This window comes from Rhodococcus sp. NBC_00294, assembly GCF_036163995.1.
Taxonomy (GTDB): Bacteria; Actinomycetota; Actinomycetes; order Mycobacteriales; family Mycobacteriaceae; genus Rhodococcoides.
The window spans coordinates 2,257,799-2,274,677 of sequence record NZ_CP108043.1 but is presented as its reverse complement, the minus strand read 5'-3'; the positions used below and the strand labels follow the sequence as shown (position 1 = coordinate 2,274,677).

Annotated in this window: 19 protein-coding genes; 9 read left to right on the top strand and 10 right to left on the bottom strand. The window is 68.4% G+C overall.

Annotated elements, in window-relative coordinates:
• Nucleotides 1–38: 38 nt before the first annotated feature.
• Nucleotides 39–194: a hypothetical protein gene (locus OHB23_RS10630; RefSeq protein ID WP_197027779.1), complete on the bottom strand. Its 156-nt coding sequence runs from the start codon at nt 192–194 to the stop codon at nt 39–41.
• Nucleotides 195–317: 123 nt separating this feature from the next.
• On the opposite strand from OHB23_RS10630, the gene OHB23_RS10625 reads away from it, so the two are divergent.
• Genes OHB23_RS10625 through OHB23_RS10605 form a run of 5 tightly spaced genes read left to right on the top strand, consistent with a single transcriptional unit; the run spans nt 318 to nt 4,026 of the window.
• Nucleotides 318–545 (top strand): hypothetical protein, encoded by a 228-nt coding sequence (locus OHB23_RS10625; RefSeq protein WP_328811554.1) that lies wholly within the window; start codon nt 318–320, stop codon nt 543–545.
• Nucleotides 542–1,462: an ABC transporter ATP-binding protein gene (locus OHB23_RS10620; protein ID WP_222629972.1), complete on the top strand. Its 921-nt coding sequence runs from the start codon at nt 542–544 to the stop codon at nt 1,460–1,462. The genes OHB23_RS10625 and OHB23_RS10620 overlap by 4 nt, the downstream gene beginning before the upstream one ends.
• Nucleotides 1,459–2,244 carry an ABC transporter permease gene (locus tag OHB23_RS10615; RefSeq protein ID WP_328811553.1) on the top strand — a complete coding sequence of 262 codons (786 nt, stop codon included), beginning with the start codon at nt 1,459–1,461 and terminating at the stop codon, nt 2,242–2,244. Before OHB23_RS10620 ends, OHB23_RS10615 begins: the two co-directional genes overlap by 4 nt.
• Before the next feature lie 40 nt (nt 2,245–2,284).
• Nucleotides 2,285–3,424: a sensor histidine kinase gene (locus tag OHB23_RS10610; RefSeq protein WP_328811552.1), complete on the top strand. Its 1,140-nt coding sequence runs from the start codon at nt 2,285–2,287 to the stop codon at nt 3,422–3,424.
• Complete coding sequence (locus OHB23_RS10605; protein WP_328811551.1) at nt 3,421–4,026, top strand: response regulator transcription factor; 606 nt, start codon at nt 3,421–3,423, stop codon at nt 4,024–4,026. Before OHB23_RS10610 ends, OHB23_RS10605 begins: the two co-directional genes overlap by 4 nt.
• Before the next feature lie 6 nt (nt 4,027–4,032).
• Here OHB23_RS10605 and OHB23_RS10600 read toward each other — a convergent pair whose 3' ends face one another.
• Together OHB23_RS10600 and OHB23_RS10595 are read right to left on the bottom strand one after the other, a co-directional pair.
• On the bottom strand, nt 4,033–4,395 hold the full coding sequence (locus OHB23_RS10600) for an ArsR/SmtB family transcription factor (RefSeq protein WP_027505578.1): 363 nt from the start codon (nt 4,393–4,395) through the stop codon (nt 4,033–4,035).
• 15 nt (nt 4,396–4,410) lie between these two features.
• Entirely contained in the window at nt 4,411–5,673 is a 1,263-nt protein-coding gene (locus OHB23_RS10595; RefSeq protein WP_328811550.1) for an MFS transporter, read from the bottom strand.
• Nucleotides 5,674–5,742: 69 nt separating this feature from the next.
• Between OHB23_RS10595 and OHB23_RS10590 the strand changes: the two genes are divergently transcribed.
• Nucleotides 5,743–5,946: a zinc-ribbon domain-containing protein gene (locus OHB23_RS10590; RefSeq protein ID WP_027505576.1), complete on the top strand. Its 204-nt coding sequence runs from the start codon at nt 5,743–5,745 to the stop codon at nt 5,944–5,946.
• Between the two features lies 1 nt (nt 5,947).
• Here OHB23_RS10590 and OHB23_RS10585 read toward each other — a convergent pair whose 3' ends face one another.
• The 5 genes from OHB23_RS10585 to OHB23_RS10565 all read right to left on the bottom strand — a co-directional run bounded on the left by OHB23_RS10585 (nt 5,948) and on the right by OHB23_RS10565 (nt 13,199).
• Nucleotides 5,948–7,132, bottom strand: a complete 1,185-nt coding sequence (locus tag OHB23_RS10585) for a phytanoyl-CoA dioxygenase family protein (RefSeq protein ID WP_222638502.1) — start codon at nt 7,130–7,132, stop codon at nt 5,948–5,950.
• Between the two features lie 117 nt (nt 7,133–7,249).
• A complete protein-coding gene (locus OHB23_RS10580; RefSeq protein WP_328811549.1) occupies nt 7,250–8,266 on the bottom strand; it encodes a LacI family DNA-binding transcriptional regulator in 1,017 nt (338 codons plus the stop codon).
• A 78-nt stretch (nt 8,267–8,344) separates the two neighbouring features.
• A complete protein-coding gene (locus tag OHB23_RS10575) occupies nt 8,345–11,851 on the bottom strand; it encodes an AAA family ATPase (RefSeq protein WP_328811548.1) in 3,507 nt (1,168 codons plus the stop codon).
• A gap of 31 nt (nt 11,852–11,882) precedes the next feature.
• Nucleotides 11,883–12,533: a dihydrofolate reductase family protein gene (locus OHB23_RS10570; RefSeq protein WP_328811547.1), complete on the bottom strand. Its 651-nt coding sequence runs from the start codon at nt 12,531–12,533 to the stop codon at nt 11,883–11,885.
• 33 nt (nt 12,534–12,566) lie between these two features.
• On the bottom strand, nt 12,567–13,199 hold the full coding sequence (locus tag OHB23_RS10565) for an isochorismatase family protein (RefSeq protein ID WP_328811546.1): 633 nt from the start codon (nt 13,197–13,199) through the stop codon (nt 12,567–12,569).
• A gap of 154 nt (nt 13,200–13,353) precedes the next feature.
• On the opposite strand from OHB23_RS10565, the gene OHB23_RS10560 reads away from it, so the two are divergent.
• A complete protein-coding gene (locus tag OHB23_RS10560; RefSeq protein ID WP_328811545.1) occupies nt 13,354–14,322 on the top strand; it encodes a GlxA family transcriptional regulator in 969 nt (322 codons plus the stop codon).
• A 63-nt stretch (nt 14,323–14,385) separates the two neighbouring features.
• Here the strand turns inward: OHB23_RS10560 and OHB23_RS10555 are convergent, their stop codons facing one another.
• Together OHB23_RS10555 and OHB23_RS10550 are read right to left on the bottom strand one after the other, a co-directional pair.
• Nucleotides 14,386–15,039: a cation transporter gene (locus OHB23_RS10555; protein WP_037185696.1), complete on the bottom strand. Its 654-nt coding sequence runs from the start codon at nt 15,037–15,039 to the stop codon at nt 14,386–14,388.
• Nucleotides 15,039–15,368: an ArsR/SmtB family transcription factor gene (locus OHB23_RS10550; RefSeq protein ID WP_027505568.1), complete on the bottom strand. Its 330-nt coding sequence runs from the start codon at nt 15,366–15,368 to the stop codon at nt 15,039–15,041. Before OHB23_RS10550 ends, OHB23_RS10555 begins: the two co-directional genes overlap by 1 nt.
• Nucleotides 15,369–15,438: 70 nt before the next feature.
• Here OHB23_RS10550 and OHB23_RS10545 point away from each other — a divergent pair, with 70 nt between their 5' ends.
• Both OHB23_RS10545 and OHB23_RS10540 read left to right on the top strand, forming a co-directional pair.
• Nucleotides 15,439–16,422, top strand: coding sequence for an arsenic resistance protein (locus OHB23_RS10545; RefSeq protein ID WP_328811544.1), 984 nt, complete (start codon nt 15,439–15,441; stop codon nt 16,420–16,422).
• Between the two features lie 22 nt (nt 16,423–16,444).
• Nucleotides 16,445–16,852, top strand: a complete 408-nt coding sequence (locus OHB23_RS10540) for a hypothetical protein (protein WP_328811543.1) — start codon at nt 16,445–16,447, stop codon at nt 16,850–16,852.
• Nucleotides 16,853–16,879 lie beyond the last annotated feature (27 nt).

Here is a 16,879-nt window from a genome sequence, read left to right as displayed (position 1 = left end):
ACGACGCGGACGGAGCGCGAACCGTCGAGGATTCGCGATCAGGAGATACGGCGACGGCGAACCGCCGTCACGACCGCGCTGACGACGAGGATCAGCCCGAGAAACTGGAGTCCCGGTGAATCGTCGGCGCCGCCGAGAACGATCGCCGCCAGACCGAGCACCCCGAGCAGCGCGACGACGAACCATCCGTTCATGGTCGACACGCTACTCGGCCGTCCGGTTCATGACGTTTGTCATCGCTCGACCGTGACGGTGTCATCTCGACCGATGCATCCTGGCACTGCCGGTCCTGCCGCATGATCCGAAGAATTGTTCTCATGAAGCAACCAGACGAAGGAAACCTCTTCACCGACCTCATGGAGATCGGACCCGCGCCGACCCCGGCCCGCGAACTGGTGGTGGCCGTCATCTCGGTGGCCCTCATCGCGGTGCTGATCGCGATCCTCGGAGTCTCGGTGCCGACCGTGGCAGCGGCTGCCGTCGTCGCCGCGTTCCTCGCCGTCCGCGTCGCCGTCGGGCGTCGGCACTGGGGGCGAGCGTCATGACCGTCATCGAGGTGTCGGGAATGACCCGCCGCTACGGCTCCGGCAAGACAGCGTACGACGCGGTCCGCAACCTCGACCTCGACATCGCGGAGGGCGAACTGTTCGGACTGCTCGGCACCAACGGCGCCGGCAAGACGTCGACTCTGGAAGTCGTCCAGGGTCTGTCGCGTCCCAGCGAGGGCACGGTCCGCATCCTGGGACTCGACCCCGTGGCGGATCGGAGAAAGGTCCGGCCCGCCCTGGGCATCATGCTGCAGAAGGGTGGACTACCGCAGGACCTGACCGCGGCCGAGAGCCTGCGGATGTGGGCCGGCACGTGCAGCGATCCACTGCCTGTCGACGACGTCCTGGCGCGCGTCGATCTCGAAGCCCGTGCGGACACCCGAGTGAAGTTCCTGTCGGGCGGCGAGCAGCGTCGTCTCGATCTCGCCTGCGCGATCATCAGCCGACCGCGAGTCCTGTTCCTGGACGAACCGACCACCGGACTCGATCCCGAGAGTCGGCGCAACACGTGGCAGCTCATTCAGGAGCTCAAGAACTCCGGGGTGACCATCATGCTCACCACGCACTATCTCGACGAGGCGGAATCGCTGTGCGATCGGTTGGCGATCATGCACCGCGGCAGCGTCGTTCGCAGCGGAACGGTCGACGACGTGGTCGCCGGTCACCCGGCGCGCATCGAGCTGAAGGACCCGCGGACCGCACTGCCGCAACTCCCGGGAGCCGACGTCGACCGGAAGGGCGACACGGTGTCGATCACGACGAACTCGGTACAGGAGACGCTGACCGAGCTGCTCGTGTGGGCCCGCGACAGCGGCGTCACCCTGCACGGTCTCGACGCGCGAGCCGCGTCCCTCGAGACCGTGTTCCTCTCCATCGCAGACACATTCGACGACCCCGAGGTGATCACGGCATGAGTACGATGACCGCACTGTCCCGAGCGGAATTCACGCTCCTCGGACGCAACCGCGTCCTTCTCTTCAACGCTCTGGTCATGCCCCTCGTCCTGCCGATCCTCCTTCTGGTCGTCGCGGGTCGAGACGGTGGGCTCACCGACGCCGGCGTGTCGGCCGCGCTGGAGATCTTCGCCCTGTTCCTGCTGGTGTTCCTGGTCTACTACAACCTCCTGTCGGTCTACGCGACGCGTCGAGACGAGTTGGTGCTCAAACGTCTCCGCACCGGGGAGAGCACGGACGCACAGATCCTTCTCGGACCCGCGGTGCCGTCGTTCCTCCTGACACTCCTCCTCGGAGTGATCGTCGGCGTGGTCGTGGTGGTCCTCGGCGGCGGCATTCCCGTCAACGTCCTGCTCATCGCGGCGGCACTGGTCGGTGGTGCGGCGCTCTTCGCCGCACTGGCCCTCATCACGTCCGCCTTCACCCGCAACGCGGAAGCAGCACAGATCACCAGCCTGCCCGTCATCCTGCTGGCGATGCTCGGATCGTCACTCCTGCGCGACGTGGTACCCGAGTCCCTCGCCGACGTGGTGGCTCTGACACCGATGGCCGCGGTCAGCGATCTCCTGAACCTCGGGTGGTTCGGCACCACCTCGGTGGGTGATGCCGCCGGTGGCGCCGACTCGGTGGGCTTCGCGTCGACGTTCGCGGAGGCTGGTCAGCCGGCTCTCGTCATGCTCGCCTGGATCGCAGGCAGCGTCCTGATCGCCCGGACCCACTTCCGCTGGGAACCGCGCTCCTGACGTCCCGCCACCGACCGTCCGATCTGCAAGGCTGGAGACCATGAGACTGCGCGATCATCTCGACCCGACACTCGGCTGGCGGGGCAGCAGCGACGTCGAGAAGGTCCGCACCTACACCCGGCAGTCCTTCCAGTTCATCGTCGTCGCGGTCGCGGTGGCCTCGATGGCGGCCTCGGCGCAGGCGGGTGACGCGATCTCCACCGCCGCCGCGCTGGTGTGCGTGGTGTCTGCACTCGTTGTCCTGCACCGTATTCCCGCACTCGGTGGCGCTTCGAGTGCGGACGTCCGGGCACCGTTGTGCGTACAGATCGCAGCGGCCGCCGTGCTCGTCGTGGTGGGCGCCGCACCGAACCTCCTGTGGGTGGCCATCCTGGTGACGACACCGATCGCGGCACTGGTGGACCTGCGCTGGTCTCTCGGCGCCGCGGTGGTCGCCCCGGTGGTCGCCGCCGCATCGGGCTCGACCGCCCTCGAGATCACACTCCTGGCCTTCTGCATCGTCGCCATGGCCACCACGGTGCGCCTGTCGATGTGGTTGCTGCGCATCGTCACCGAGCTGGCCACCACCCGCGACGCCGCCGCCGCCCTGTCGGTCGCCGAGGAACGACTGCGCTTCTCCCGGGACCTGCACGACGTCGTCGGTCGCGCGCTGTCCGCCATCGCGGTCAAGAGCGAGCTCGCCGCCGCGCTGGCTCGGCGAGGAGACGACCGAGCTGCCGCGCAGATGGACGAGGTACGTGTGCTCGCCCGGGAGTCGATGACCGACGCTCGGGAGCTGGTGCGCGGCTACCGTTCCGTCGACGTCGCGGCGGAACTCCGCGGCGCCCAGTCCCTGTTGTCCGCCGCCGGTATCCGGACCGAGCTGACGGGGACGGTCGCAGACATCCCCGGCGCAGTAGCCGAACAGGCCGCGTGGGTGGTGCGGGAAGGCGTCACGAACATCCTGCGCCACTCGCGTGCCACCTACTGCCGTATCGAGTTCGGTGACGACCGGCTCCGCATCGTCAACGACCGGCCGACGTCGCCGGAACGTGCGGGCGACGGCACCGGTCTCGCCGGTCTCCGTGAGCGTCTGGCTGCGGTCGGAGGTTCCCTCACCGTCGAGGCCGGAGCCGACACCTTCACCCTCGCTGTCGAATTCGCACCGATGACGACATCCCCCACGAAGGGCACATCATGATCCGGGTACTGCTGGCAGACGACGAGAACCTCATCCGGGTGGCCCTGGGCACGATGCTCGATCTGGAGGACGACATCGAGGTCGTGGGACATGCGGACTCGGGCGAGGCGGCGGTGACTGAGGCCGCGCGGACCACCCCCGACGTCGCGGTGCTCGACCTGCAGCTCGGCGGGATCGACGGTATCGAGACGGCCCAGCGCATCGCCGCGCTGCTACCCGACTGCCGGTCGATCATCGTCACCAGCCACGGCCGGCCCGGATACCTCAAGAAGGCGCTCTCGGCCGGCGTCGGCGGATTCCTCCCGAAGACCACGTCCGCGGCGACTCTCGCCGAGGTGGTGCGCACGGTGGTGAGCGGCGGACGCTACGTCGATCCGAGCCTGGCGGCCGAGGCCATCGGCGCGGGCGATTCGCCGCTGACACCGCGCGAGTCGGACGTGCTCGAATTCGCCGCGGACGGAGCCACGATCGCCGAGATCGCCCAGCGCGCACATCTCTCACCGGGAACGGCACGCAACTATCTCTCGGCCGCCGTTGCCAAACTGGGCGCCGCCAATCGCCACGAGGCATGCGCGATCGCCCGGCGCCACGGGTGGATCTAGACCCGATCAGTGATGCGGAGGCTCGCCGGTCACGGTGTGGTCGGCGAAGTTGAGACCCTCTCGCACCAGCCGGGCCAGGTGGCCGTCGGCGAGTCGGTAGATGACGTTGCGGCCGCTGCGTTCGGTCTCGACCATGCCGACGAAGCGCAGCTTCGCCAGATGCTGACTCACCGCGGTGCGGGACGCGCCGGTCTCCTCCGTGAGTGCCGTGACGTCGGCGGGGCCGTGGCTCAACGTCCAGAGCAGGTGCAGCCGAGTGGGATCGGACAGCATGCGGAACGTGTCGCCGGCGGCCTCGAGACGCGCGCGGTCCGGGCGGTCGGCGTGGTCGAGACTCGCGTGAGCCCGCTTCTCGTCCGATGCCGTCATGATCGCCGCTTCCGTCTACTCGGTCGGTGGCGCGCCCACCGTCGATGCCGGAGTCCAGAGCCGACCGGCACCCAGCGCGGCAAGTGTAGCGAGGACGGCGATGATCGACGCGGCGACGACCTGACTCACCTCGGCGCCCACCCAGCCCGCCACCGGATAGGTGAGCAGGAAGCACGCATGAGACAGCGAGAACTGCGCCGTGAAGAGCTCGTCCCGGTCACCGTCGTCGGATTCTCGGGTGATCACGCGAGCAGACGGGGTGGAGATCATCGACGTTCCAGCGCCCACCACGGCCCAGACGACGGCGAGTGACGCCCAGTCCGCGGCACCACTCGGACGGAGGGCGGCGAGCGCGACAGCACCCGTCGTCCCGAGAGAGACGACCACACCACCGGCGAGCATCAGCCGACGGTCGTCGACGACTGTGAGAATGCGGGGAACTGCGAACGCCACCATCATCGACCCGCCGCCGAAGACGCCGAGGGCCACGGCCATGGCGCTGGCCGGCCCACCCACGATGTCGCGCACGTAGACGACGCTGTTGACGATCACCAACGCCGTTCCGGCCGCGACGACGAGGTTCAGTGCGAGCAGCCCCCGAAGCGACGGACGGCCACCGAAGCGGCGCACTCCGGCCACGAGTCGGTCACCGAACGACCGAGCCCCGTCCGGGACGGACCGGGGCTCTCTGTCCGGAATTCGGGTGTTCACCACGAGGACGGCCGACAGCGCGAAACCTACTGCTGTGCCGACGAACAGCGAGTGATACGACACGACGGTGAGCAGCGCCGCGGCGAGCATCGGACTCACCAGCGACTCGAGGTCGTAGGCGAGCCGGGACAGCGAGAGCGCGCGGGTGTACTGATCGTCGCGGGAGATCACCGCGGGAACGACGGCCTGGAAGGTCGGCGTGAAGGTGGCCGAGGCCGCCTGCAGGACGAACACGAGGACGTACACCTGCCACACCTGCGTCACGAACGGCAGCAGTACCGCGATCAGGAGCCGTACGACGTCTGCGGACACCAGCACGGTCAGGCGTGGCAGACGGCCGGTGAGCACGGACATGACCGGAGCCACCCCGACGTAGGCGACCATCTTGACGGCCAGCGCCGTGCCGAGGACAGCGCCGGCGGAACTACCGGCGATGTCGTAGGCCAGAAGTCCCAGCGCCACGGTGAGCAGACCGGTGCCGACCAGTGCCACCACCTGTGCGGTGAAGAGCCTGCGAAACGCCGGGACCGCGAGAACGGACTCGGATCGAATCTGCAGAACGGCCATGCCGACGACCATACCCATGTGTGCGCACGTGCGCACACATGGGTGTTCGGTGGCCTCTAGGCTGGTCCGATGTTCTTCCTCTTCGGATACGGCACGAAACGGTCCTCGCTCGGTGCCGGCAGCACCCGGACGTGCCCCCGCTGCCACAACACCACTCAGTGGGAGCGGATGCGGCAGTACACGCAGCTCAGCGTCTTCTTCATCCCCGTCGCACGCTGGAAGCGGCGCGTGCTCGAGGTGTGCGGAATCTGCGGGACCGCGACCGAGGTGTGAGTCACGCCCGGTGGCGAGCGAACAGATCCGCGGCGGCGGCGTCGAACTCGGCGGCGTCGAGCCCGCTCGCCAGCGCGCGCCGCACCAGTTCGGCGTGCGTCTCCCCCGCCAGACCGCTGATCGGCTGGTCGAGGTCGAGGTTCGACGGGAACGCGTAGCCCTCGGCCGACGCCGCGATCACGTTGGCGACGTCCCGCTCACGACCCTCCGCCGCCCAGTCCACCAGCGTCGGATACAGGGCGGACACGATCGTCTGCCGGTCGACGCTGTCGAGCGCGCGGCCGAACGGCGAGGAGATCTGCAGCAGGTTCGCCATCCTGAAGATGTCGGTCGAGGTGTTGTGCCCTGCCGCGTGGAACAGCGCCGGATTGAAGAACACGGCGTCACCCTCCCGAAGCGGAAGCTGAACGTGGTTGTCGGCGAAGTACTCCCGGAACTCGGGGAGGTTGAAGGCGATGTAGCCGGCCTCGAACTTCTGTGAGTGCGGCAGATACATCGTCGGGCCGCTCTCGATCGGCATGTCGCAGTGCGCCACCGCTCCCTGCAGTGTCAGCGCCGGTGACAGGCGGTGGATGTGCGCCCGGAACGCCGCGGCCGTGTCGGTCGACATGAACCCGAGGTGGTAGTCACGATGCGGATTCTGGGCGGCGCCACCGGGATTGACGACGTTGATGGCGGACGTGACCTGATACATCGGCCCGAGCCACGCCTCCGCCACCAGCGCCAGGAGGTCGTTGGCGTAGTACCGAGCGAACTGCTCGGGTTCGGCGACCGCCAACTTCTGCAGGGCCGACCAGATGCGATCGTTCGCTCCCGGCTTCGCGAAGTGGTCACCGTTGCTCACACCGCTCTCGCGCTGGCCACGAATGACGTCCCGGTACGTGCGGGTGGTCTCCGCGACCGCGTGGTCGGCCGTGAAGGCACCGCGGAACACCACGATGCCGGGGCCGTTCAGGAGTGCATTCGCCAGTTCGTCCTGGATGTCGGCGCGCACCTGGTCGTCGGTCGCCCGCCGCGCGAGCTCCGGTCCGTCGTACACGAGCACGTTCTGCACCACGTCGGACGCGTGGGGGTGGTCGGCGAGCTGGGTGCTCTCGGACACCAGTGCCCGGAACTCCTCGATGTCGCAGTCGGCCGCGCGGAGGCGATCCGCGCGGTGCGAGTGGCTGCTGATGTTGCTGGTCATACCTGCTCCTCGGTCCCGATGGCCGTTGTCGTCATGGTCGAGCCTGCCGGGCGCGGACACCTCGAGACAAGGCTTCGAACCCTCAGTTTCCCCTCGAGGCGGGACCCGCTCGCGCGATCAGGGCATGTTGAACGGGGTGACGATGCGGATGGGCGACGAGGATCCGCGGACCGCGGTCGAGGCATCACGCGCGTGCAGCACCATCCGACACGCACGCTGGGCGTCCGCGCGCATGTCGTGCTCGAGCACCGCGCTGATCTGTCGGCGATACAGCAGGTCCCGGTTGTCCGCATCGAGGTCGTGCGCGACGAACACCCGGCAGGGTCGATCCAGCGTCCGGAAGGCCCGCACGATGGCCGAGTTCCCGCCGCCACACGAGTAGACGGCGGAGATGGTGGGGTGCCGATCGAGGGCGTCGAGAACCAGCGATTCCACGCGATCGTCGAGCCCGTCGTTCTCCGCGATCTCGACGACCGTCCGCACAGGTCCGGGTAGTCGTCGCAGCGCGGCGCGAAAGCCCATCTCCCGCTCCTCCTCGCCGTGGAACGCGTTGCTGCTCAGCGTGATCAGGACGTCACCCGGGTGATCGGCCATCATCGTGGTGATCAGATAGGCGGCCGTCTCCCCAGCTGCACGATTGTCCATTCCCACGTACCCGGACCGTCGGCTCCCCGGAATGTCGGTCACGTAGGTCACCACGGGAATCCCGGCGGCCACGAGGCGATCGACCGCGGCGGCGACGTCCGGTACGGCAGGCGCCTTCAGAATGACGCCCTGAGATCCGCTGCCCGACAGCCTGTTCAGCCGCGCGACCACCGCCTCGGCGGTGGCGCTCTCCTGCAGATGAAACCGTGCGCGCACCGTGGCGGGTTCGAGACTCGGCAATTCGGCCTCGACCGCACGCTTGAAGGTCTTCGAGAAACGATCGGGCGCAGACATGACGACATCGAGCATGTACTTGCGTCCACTGAACCGCAGTTGTTCTCGTTGGCCGTCGAGATCGGCGATCGCCCGCGCCACCATCTCCCGTGTCGACGGGCGGACACCGGGGCGATCGTTGAGCACACGGTCGACCGTGGCCTCGCTCAACTCCGCTTGTTGCGCGATCTCTCTGACCCGGTAACGATGCGCCACTGCTGCTCCTGAGGTGACGACGGCACTGCGCCGCGCGACTGCCCGATCAGCGACACGCTATCAAGTCCGACGTGGCCCTCAGGGCTGTCGGGGCCGTCGGTCGGGAGTGCCCGGGCCGAGCGGAATCTCCTCGAAACGGTCGAGCAACGCCGCCGCCTCGCACTCTCGCGCCGTCGACCGGGCCGCACGAACGTCGACCGCGTCGACGGGCTCGCCGCGGGACACCGCGATGCGAGCGGCGAGGAGCACACTCTCGGCCTCCCACATCCGATAGCCGCGAGCGGCGTGCGCGGCGCGTGCACGCCGGACGTGAGCGTGCGCGTCGTCCCACCGTCCGAGTGCCGCGCAGAGGTCGGCGAGATGGTGGTGAACGACTCCGAGGACACCGGGAGTCAGCAGGACGGTGTGATCGGCGTAGGGAGCCAGCAGTGCGAGCGCGTCCTCGCACACCACGGTGGATGCCGTCGCCGCAGCCGCGCGCGCCGCCAGGACGACGGTGATGAGCCACAAGGTGTCGACGGAGAGCGCCGCCAGTCTGCCGTTCTCGAACCACTGCACGAGGGATCGGGCGCCGTCCGTGTCGCCGCTGTCCACGGCGGACAACGCGAAGGCTGCTCGATAGGCGGGGAGAGCCTCGAAGAGTGGCTCCATGTCCCGCTTCATCGCCGCGAACTCGCCGAGCCCGTCTCGGAACATTCCGAGCAGGAAGACGGCATTCATCTCCCGGCCCCACGTGTGCTGCCCCATCGGCGCCGGCGGCGGGCGGCGAACGTCGTCCTCGAGAACCTCTGCGGCACGGCGCAACTCACCCGTCGCGACGAGAAGTCCGACCCGCATGCACTGCACCGTCCAGAGGGCCTCCTCGTCCAGTGCGAGCCGCGTGGCCGACACGGCGTCGAGAGCCGCGGCGGCCTCGCGCGGCTCGCCGGACTCGATGTGCGCCCGCGCCATGGTGACGGCGAGCGACGGATCGAGGTGCCCCGGTCCGAGGTCCACCAGTCGCACCAGCTCGGCGAGCGCCTCGGCCCGCTGCTGCCGGAAGCGAGGCAGCCGCAGGCCGGTGAGAACGGCGCGCAGAGCGTGGGCGAGGGCGTCGTCGTCTCCTGCACCGCGCGCCATGTCGGCCGCGCGCGCGAGGTCTGCAGCACGACCCGACCATCCGGTCGAGGTCCATGCCAGTTCCTCCACCATCTGGGTCAGGAGCTCGGAGGCAGCGCCGGAAGCACCGCGACCCGCCCTCTCGAGAGCATCGAGCCCTGTCCGCAGGTGCTCCGTCCGCCTCGGGTCGGGTTCGTAGAGCTGGAACAGGGCGATGCCGTCGATGACGTCCGCGGTGAGCGCGTCCAGCAGCAGATCGAGATCACCCAGTCGGCGCGCCATCTCGGCGGCGTCCAGCAGGGTCGCGCCGTAGCCGCGGTCCAGTGCACGCCGCTGCGAACGCCCCTGCCGGATGAACAGTTCGCATCGTGCGCGGGTGTCACCCCCGGGAACGCTGCGCTCGGACGCCCTCTGAAAGAACTCGGCGGCGTCCTCGTACGCCGCGACGGCGTAGGACCTCTCGCCCGCACGACGGAGATACTCCGCTGCCGCCGACCGGTCGGCGTCGAGCGCGCGTTCGAGGTGACCTGCGGTCCTGGCGAGCTCGTCGACGGTGGACGTGGCCCCCGAGCCGATGAGTGCGGCCGCGACGGCAGAATGCGCCGCTGCGCGATCGGCCCCGGACAGCGTGGCGTCGACGACGTCGACGATCAGCGCGTGGCGTAGGTGCAGGACGTCCTGCGCTCGTTCCTCGATCACCAGACCGGCGGCGGCCAGTTCGTCGAGCGCCCGAGCGAAGGAACGGTCGTCGAGGGTGGCGAGCGCGGTGCGCACGACGACGCGCGTGGCGCTGACTCCCGCGACGGCACACAGCGTCACGATCTCCCGCGCGGTCGGAGTCAGGCGGTGCAGGACCCACAGCACGGCGTCCGCCAGGGACGCCGGTGACGGTCCGTCCGGCTCGCGCCGATGCGCGTCGAACACGGCCTCGAGGAAGATCGGTGATCCGGATGTCCAGCCGTGCAACCAGATCGGGTCCAAGGTGCTGCCGCACCGGCGCGTCCAGTCCTGCACGTCCTCGACGGTGAGGGCCGGGATCGACACCGTGTGCACCGAGGACGGCGGCAGGGCCGACCGCAGGTCCGCCGCAGGACCGTCGAGCTGCGCTCCGCGCATCGTCACGACCACACAGAGGCGATGGCGCCCCGCCGCGTGTACCAGGAATCGCAGCACGGAGAGCGTGGCCTGCGACGCCCACTGCAGATCGTCGATCGCGAACACCGTCACCCGACGACGGGTGGGACCGGTCAACCACCGTTCCATCGCCGACGAGAGCATCGCGCGATGATCCGCGTCGCGTCCCTCCGCCGACCACCGATCCGTGTCGACCCACCCGGTCGTCAGCATCTCGCGGACGGCGGAGGCGGCGGGAGCATCGTCGTTCCGGTCGTTCTCGCGCCCGAGTGCGTCGATGAACGGTTCGAACGGGACGACCGTGTCCATGCTGCACCGCCCGTAGAGCACGTCGGCGCCGGCGGAGTCGGCACGGTTCAGCGCCGCGGTCACCACCGTCGACTTGCCGACGCCGGCGTCGCCGGAGACGACGACGAGCTGACCGGCCCCACCCGCGGCCGCCTCGACGGCCGACGCGATGACGTCGAGTTCCCTGGTACGTCCCACGAGCAAGGGCGAATCGCCCGGAGGAGTGGCCCCGACGCGGTCCACCTCCGCTCGTCGAGCCGGGACGACGACCATCTGCGACGACGACGGTGTCGTCACCTCGATCGCGTCGGGATCTCGGAGCAACTCGACGAACACTCGCTGGGTCTCCGCGGACATCTCCACGCCGAGTTCGGTGGCCAGCACGGTGCGGCACCGCTCGGCGACACCGAGGGCGCGAGCGCGGTTTCCCAGGGCGTCGTGCGCACGCATGGCGACACGGTAGGCGGCCTCGCAGAAAGGGTCCGAGTCGAGCAGCTCCTGCGCCCGGGCCAGCGCGTGCTCGTGGCGACCGAGTTCGAGCGAGGCGGCGGCGTCCACCTCCAGTGCACGAAGACGGATGCGGCCGAACACGGTGCGAACCTCGTCGGCCCAGGTTCCGTGCAGGCCGTCCAGAGGTGGAGCGTCGAGCAGGCCGAGCAACTCACCGGCGCGATCGGCACGCGCATCCGCCGAGTGGTGATCGGGATCCAGGTGCCGACGCGCCAGGTCCAGATCCACGATCACCGCGGGGCCGAGCGTCAGTGTCACCGCTCCTGATCGACTGGACACGGTGGTGCCCGCCAGCGCTGCACTCGTCGCCAGCAGCTCGCGGACCTTGGACAGGACGCTCCGAACGGCCGACGACCAGGTGGTGGGTCGATCGGTCGACCAGATCACCGAGGCGAGCTCGCCGTACACCACACCGCGTCCGTGATTCATCGCCAGATACGAGAACACCGTCGCACACCGAGGTCCGCCGAAGGCCCGGACGTCGACGACGCCCGCGTCGCTCTCCACCCGCGGCGATCCGATGAGCCGGATCACGGCACGAGAAGGAAGCGACACAGTTGTAAGCTATCCCGGGTCGGCGGGAACCTTACGTCTGATGGCGCCTCCAGAACAGATGGTGCACGACACCGCTCGCGCTGGGAACGACCTCGTGCTCGAAGCGATCGTTCAGATCGTCCGGGGACTCCCACAGCGCCAGGCCCGGTCCGAGATCGACGGGTGCGACCGCGACGTGCAGCGTGTCGACGAGGTCGGCGTCGAGGAACTCCCGGACCGTGGTGACACCGCCACCGATCCGGACGTCTCGACCGTTCGCCGCAGCCTTCGCCTGCGTCAGGACATCGGACGGGCCGGCATCGACGAAATGGAACGTGGTGTCGGACAGGGTGAGGGACGGCCGCACATGATGCGTCATCACGAAGACCGGCGTGTGGAACGGCGGCTCGTCACCCCACCATCCCTGCCATTCGTGATCGGTCCACGGTCCGCGTTGTGGGCCGAACTTGTTGCGCCCCATGATCTCGGCACCGATGTTGTTGGCGAAGTCCCGAGCGAAGTAGTCGTCGAGGCCGCGCGTACCGCCGGATCCGGGGCGTCCCGGCATGCTCGCGGTGCCGAGATACCACGACATGAGCTCACGATGGTCCAGGCCGAACGGGTTCTCGAGGCTCTGCTCGACGCCGGCGGCCACCCCGTCGCGGGACACGGTGAAGTTCTGCACTCTCGACAACTGCGTCATGTCTGCTCCCGACTCGAGGAAGGTGGTCGGTGATCAGACTCGCACGGCGTCACGGCCGGTCATCGCGGACTCGACGAGATTGCTCTTGTCGAGCGGCGTCTCTGCGCGCACCGCGTCGGACCATGCGGTCGTCGTGGCCACCGCCGCGAAGTTCGAGTGCAGCAGCGTCATGAGCGTCGTGTGCACGACCTTCGCGGACGCGGTTCCCGCCGCGTTGGAGAGGTCGATCGCACCGGACGCGTCTGACAGGATCTCTGCCGCGAAGCCGAGACCTTCGGCCTCGACGGCAGTCGCGAGGTCACAGTTGTTGGTCATGAAGCCGACGATCGTGATCGTGTCGACGTCTCGGGCCCGAAGCTGTTCGGCCACGTCCGTTCCCGCGAAGACGCTGCCGTACTGCTTCTGCACGCGTGTGACGCCCGCAGGCAGCGCCGACTCGATGTCCTGGTGCAGGGCGTAGCCGTCGGTGCCCGGGGCGAAGACCGGTGCACCCTCGGGCATGCTGTGCTGTACCGCGATGACGGGAATTCCTGCGTTGACGGCCGTTTCGATGGCCGACACGATGTTGGTGAGCGACTCGGCGCGAGGCGGGTAGGCGATCTCGAGGGGCCCCGAGAAGTACTCCTGCTGCACATCGACGACGATCAGTGCCCGGCGTGGTGTCATGTCTCCTCTTTCCTGACGGTGTGTGACGTGGTCTGCCCGACCGGGCCGACCCACCACCTCAGTGTTCTCCCGCCTTCGGTCGCAGAACAGTGGCACGTATGCACGCTTACGATGGATTCGAGCCAACTCGAGTTCTGTATCGGAGGAGTCAGCCGTGCGTATCGCGATCTACGCGTTCGACGACGTCACCATGTTCCACCTCGCCGCCCCGCTCATGGTGTTCGGCGAGGTGCAGCGGCTGGGTCTGGCAGCCGACTGGGAGACGACGCTGTGGTCGGACTCGCCCGGCAGCATCAGGACCTCCGAGGGATACGTGCTCGGTGACGTGGCGGGTCCAGATGTCACCACCACGGCCGACATCGTGATCGTGCCGTCCTGGCACACGTCGCTCCCGCGTCTCGGCGACACCGTCGGACACGCTGTCCGCGAGGCACACTCACGCGGCGCCGTGATCGTCGGCCTGTGTCTGGGCGCCTTCGCCGTGGCCGATGCGGGCCTCCTGGAAGGACGCTCCGTCGTGACGCACTGGGCTGCACTCGCCGACCTCGCAGAGCGCAGCGACGGCAGCACCGTGGACCCGTCCGTTCTCTACATCGACCATGGCGACGTCGTCACCTCGGCAGGAACCGTCTCCTCGATCGACGCGTGTCTGCACCTCGTGCGAAAACACCTGGGCACCGCCGCCGCCACTCGGGTCGCGCGGCAGCTGGTGATCGCACCGCACCGCGAGGGTGGGCAGGCGCAGTACATCGAACGGCCCCTCGGCGAACCTGCCGCCGACACGACCATCGCCGATGTCCAGGAGTGGATCCTCGGCCATCTCGACGAGGAGTTGACGATCGATCGCCTGGCCGATCATGCGCGCATGAGCCGCCGCAGCTTCGTTCGTCACTTTGCGCGCTCGACGGGCGCGACGCCCGCGCGGTGGGTTCTCGAACGTCGGCTCGACGAGAGCCGGCGGCTGCTCGAGACGACGGACTGGTCCATCGACGCCGTGGCGTCCGCGTGCGGATTCGGTAGCCCGGTGACGTTTCGTCAACGCTTCGCCGTCTCCTTCTCGACCACGCCGTCGGAGTACCGCCGCCACTTCACCTCACGCGATCGGGCGCACCTCCCGGCCTGACCGGAAGGTCCGATCGGGCCGGAAGGATGGTGGACTGCGTCGACCTCGAGGGGGTGGTGGCGGTCATCTGCTGGTGGCTGCGCCACACCCCGACCGCGGTGACTCGCAGCAGACGTCGCCCCTCCATGCATTTCTGCCCTCACGCACCGCAAGAACCGAGATGACAAGAGCAGCAACGGGATCGGCCCACGACCATCCGAGAGTCGCATGCAGCGCCAGCCCGACGAGGACGACGGCCGACAGGTACGTGCACAGAAGGGTCTGCTTCGAATCGGCCACCGCCGTGGCAGAACCGAGTTCGCGACCGGCTCGTCGCTGGGCCCACGACAGCATCGGCATGACCACGACGCTCACCGCCGTGACCACGATTCCGACCGTCGACGGTTCGGGGTCACGCGAACCCAGCAACGATGCCACCGCGTCGACCGCGACATAGGCCGCGAGCGCGAAGAAGGAGAAGGCGATGACCCTGAGCGTGATCGCCTCGCGCGCACGGGGGTCGCGCGCCGAGAACTGCCATGCCACCGCCGCGGCCGAGGACACCTCGATGACGGAGTCCAACCCGAACCCGATGAGCGCGGTCGACGAGACCCGGACACCCTCTGTGACGGCCACAGCGGCTTCCACGATGTTGTAGGCGATGGTGGCCGCGACGAGCCACCGGACGCGTCGAGTCACCACCTGCCGTCGCGACAGCGTGTCGGCGTTCGTGTCCATCAGCAACACCCGTCCTCGGCGCTGGCGGCGCACAGCGAGGGGTCCACTGCGAGAACCACGGTCATCAATTCTCCCAGCGCCGCGCCGACGGTGGCGTCCGCCAATTCGTACCGTGATCGCCGTCCGTCCGGCACCGCGACGACGAGACCGCAGCCACGAAGGCAGGCGAGGTGGTTGGACAGCTTCTGTCGACTCACCTCGAGTTCGTCCGCCAACTCAGCGGGATACCGGGGTCCGTCACGAAGCGCGAGCAACACGCGTGTCCGAGTCTCGTCGGACAGAGCCTGGCCGAAACGAGCCAGTGCGGCCACCGGGGTGAGAACGTCCATGGCGACACAGTACAGCTTATTCTGAATTCATGGATTGCTGATCAGTGATTCCCTCGCTTAGTGTCGACGCATGACCGACTGGGCGAACAGCCCCGCCGCACAGTGGTGGGACAGACACCAGATCGGCCTTTATCTCGCGGCACTGGCCGTCGGAGCCGTTGTCGGGCTGACCTTCCCGCAGACCGCCCCAGCCTTCGAACACGCCATCGATCCGGTACTCGTCGCCCTGCTCTACGCGACGTTCCTGGCAGTCCCGTTCGCGGAGATCGGTCGATCCCTCCGCGATGTCCGCTTCCTCGCAGCCGTCGCTGTCCTCAACTTCGTGGTGGTCCCTGTTGTCGTCCTCGCCCTCACGCGGGTCGTCGCGGACGAGAGGGCGGTACTCGTGGGCATCGTGCTCGTCCTGCTGGCTCCGTGTATCGACTATGTCATCGTGTTCAGTGGGCTCGCGGGTGCCGCGTCGACGCGGCTTCTCGCTGCCGCTCCCTTGCTGATGCTGCTGCAGGTCGCCTTGCTTCCCCTCTGGCTGTGGGTGTTCGCCGGATCCGAGACGGTGGCCGTCATCGACGTGGCACCGTTCGTGGAGGCCTTCGTCCTGCTCATCGTCGTCCCTCTGACGGTGGCCGCACTGACGCAAGCACTCGCCCGACGGCATCGGGTCGGCCTGCAGCTGATGGACGTGATGGCCGCCGCGATGGTTCCCCTCATGATGGCGACGCTCGCGGTGGTCGTCGCGTCGCAGATCGATTCGGTCCGAGGCGAGTTCGACCGACTCATCGTCGCGGCCCTCGTCTTCGTCGCGTTTCTCGTGGTCATGGCGCCGACCGGCATCGGCGTGGGTCGGGTGTTCGGTCAGGACGTGCCGTCGACACGGGCACTCGTCTTCTCGGGTGCGACTCGTAACTCTCTCGTCGTTCTCCCCCTTGCCCTCGCCCTTCCGCCGGCACTCGACCTCGCTGCCGTCGTGGTGGTGACACAGACACTGGTCGAGCTGCTCGGCATGGTGGTCTACGTGCGACTGGTTCCGAGGCTCGTACCCGCCGCGCGAACCTGATGCCGTGTGTGATGGTGGACGTATGACAGATCGCCCGTGGTTCGAACGACCTGCTGTGGAGAAAGCGGGCACCACGTTCTTCCTTGTGTTCTTCGCCGCGCTCGTCCTCCCCGACGCGGTCTCCGAGCTCGTCTCGGCGCCGTCGTGGTGGCATGTCGCGAAAGCAGCAGCGTGCGTCGTCCTCGTCGCCTACGCCGGTACGGCTTTCGTCAGGGCGTGGTTCCTCGGTGGCAGCGCCCGGTCGACGAGGCGAACGCCTGCCCTCGATCCAGCCGAGGTTCCGCGTGCCGACGTCGATACTGCCGTGGCGTCGGCGCCGTCCAGAGTGATGGCAGTGAAAGCACTGAGGGAGACGCACCCCGGGCTTGGGCTACGCGAGGCATCGCTGTTTGTGGACGCCGCGCGGCGTCCGCCCACAGACGGGCCATGAGGAGCCGCCGCGCACGAACCGATCGGT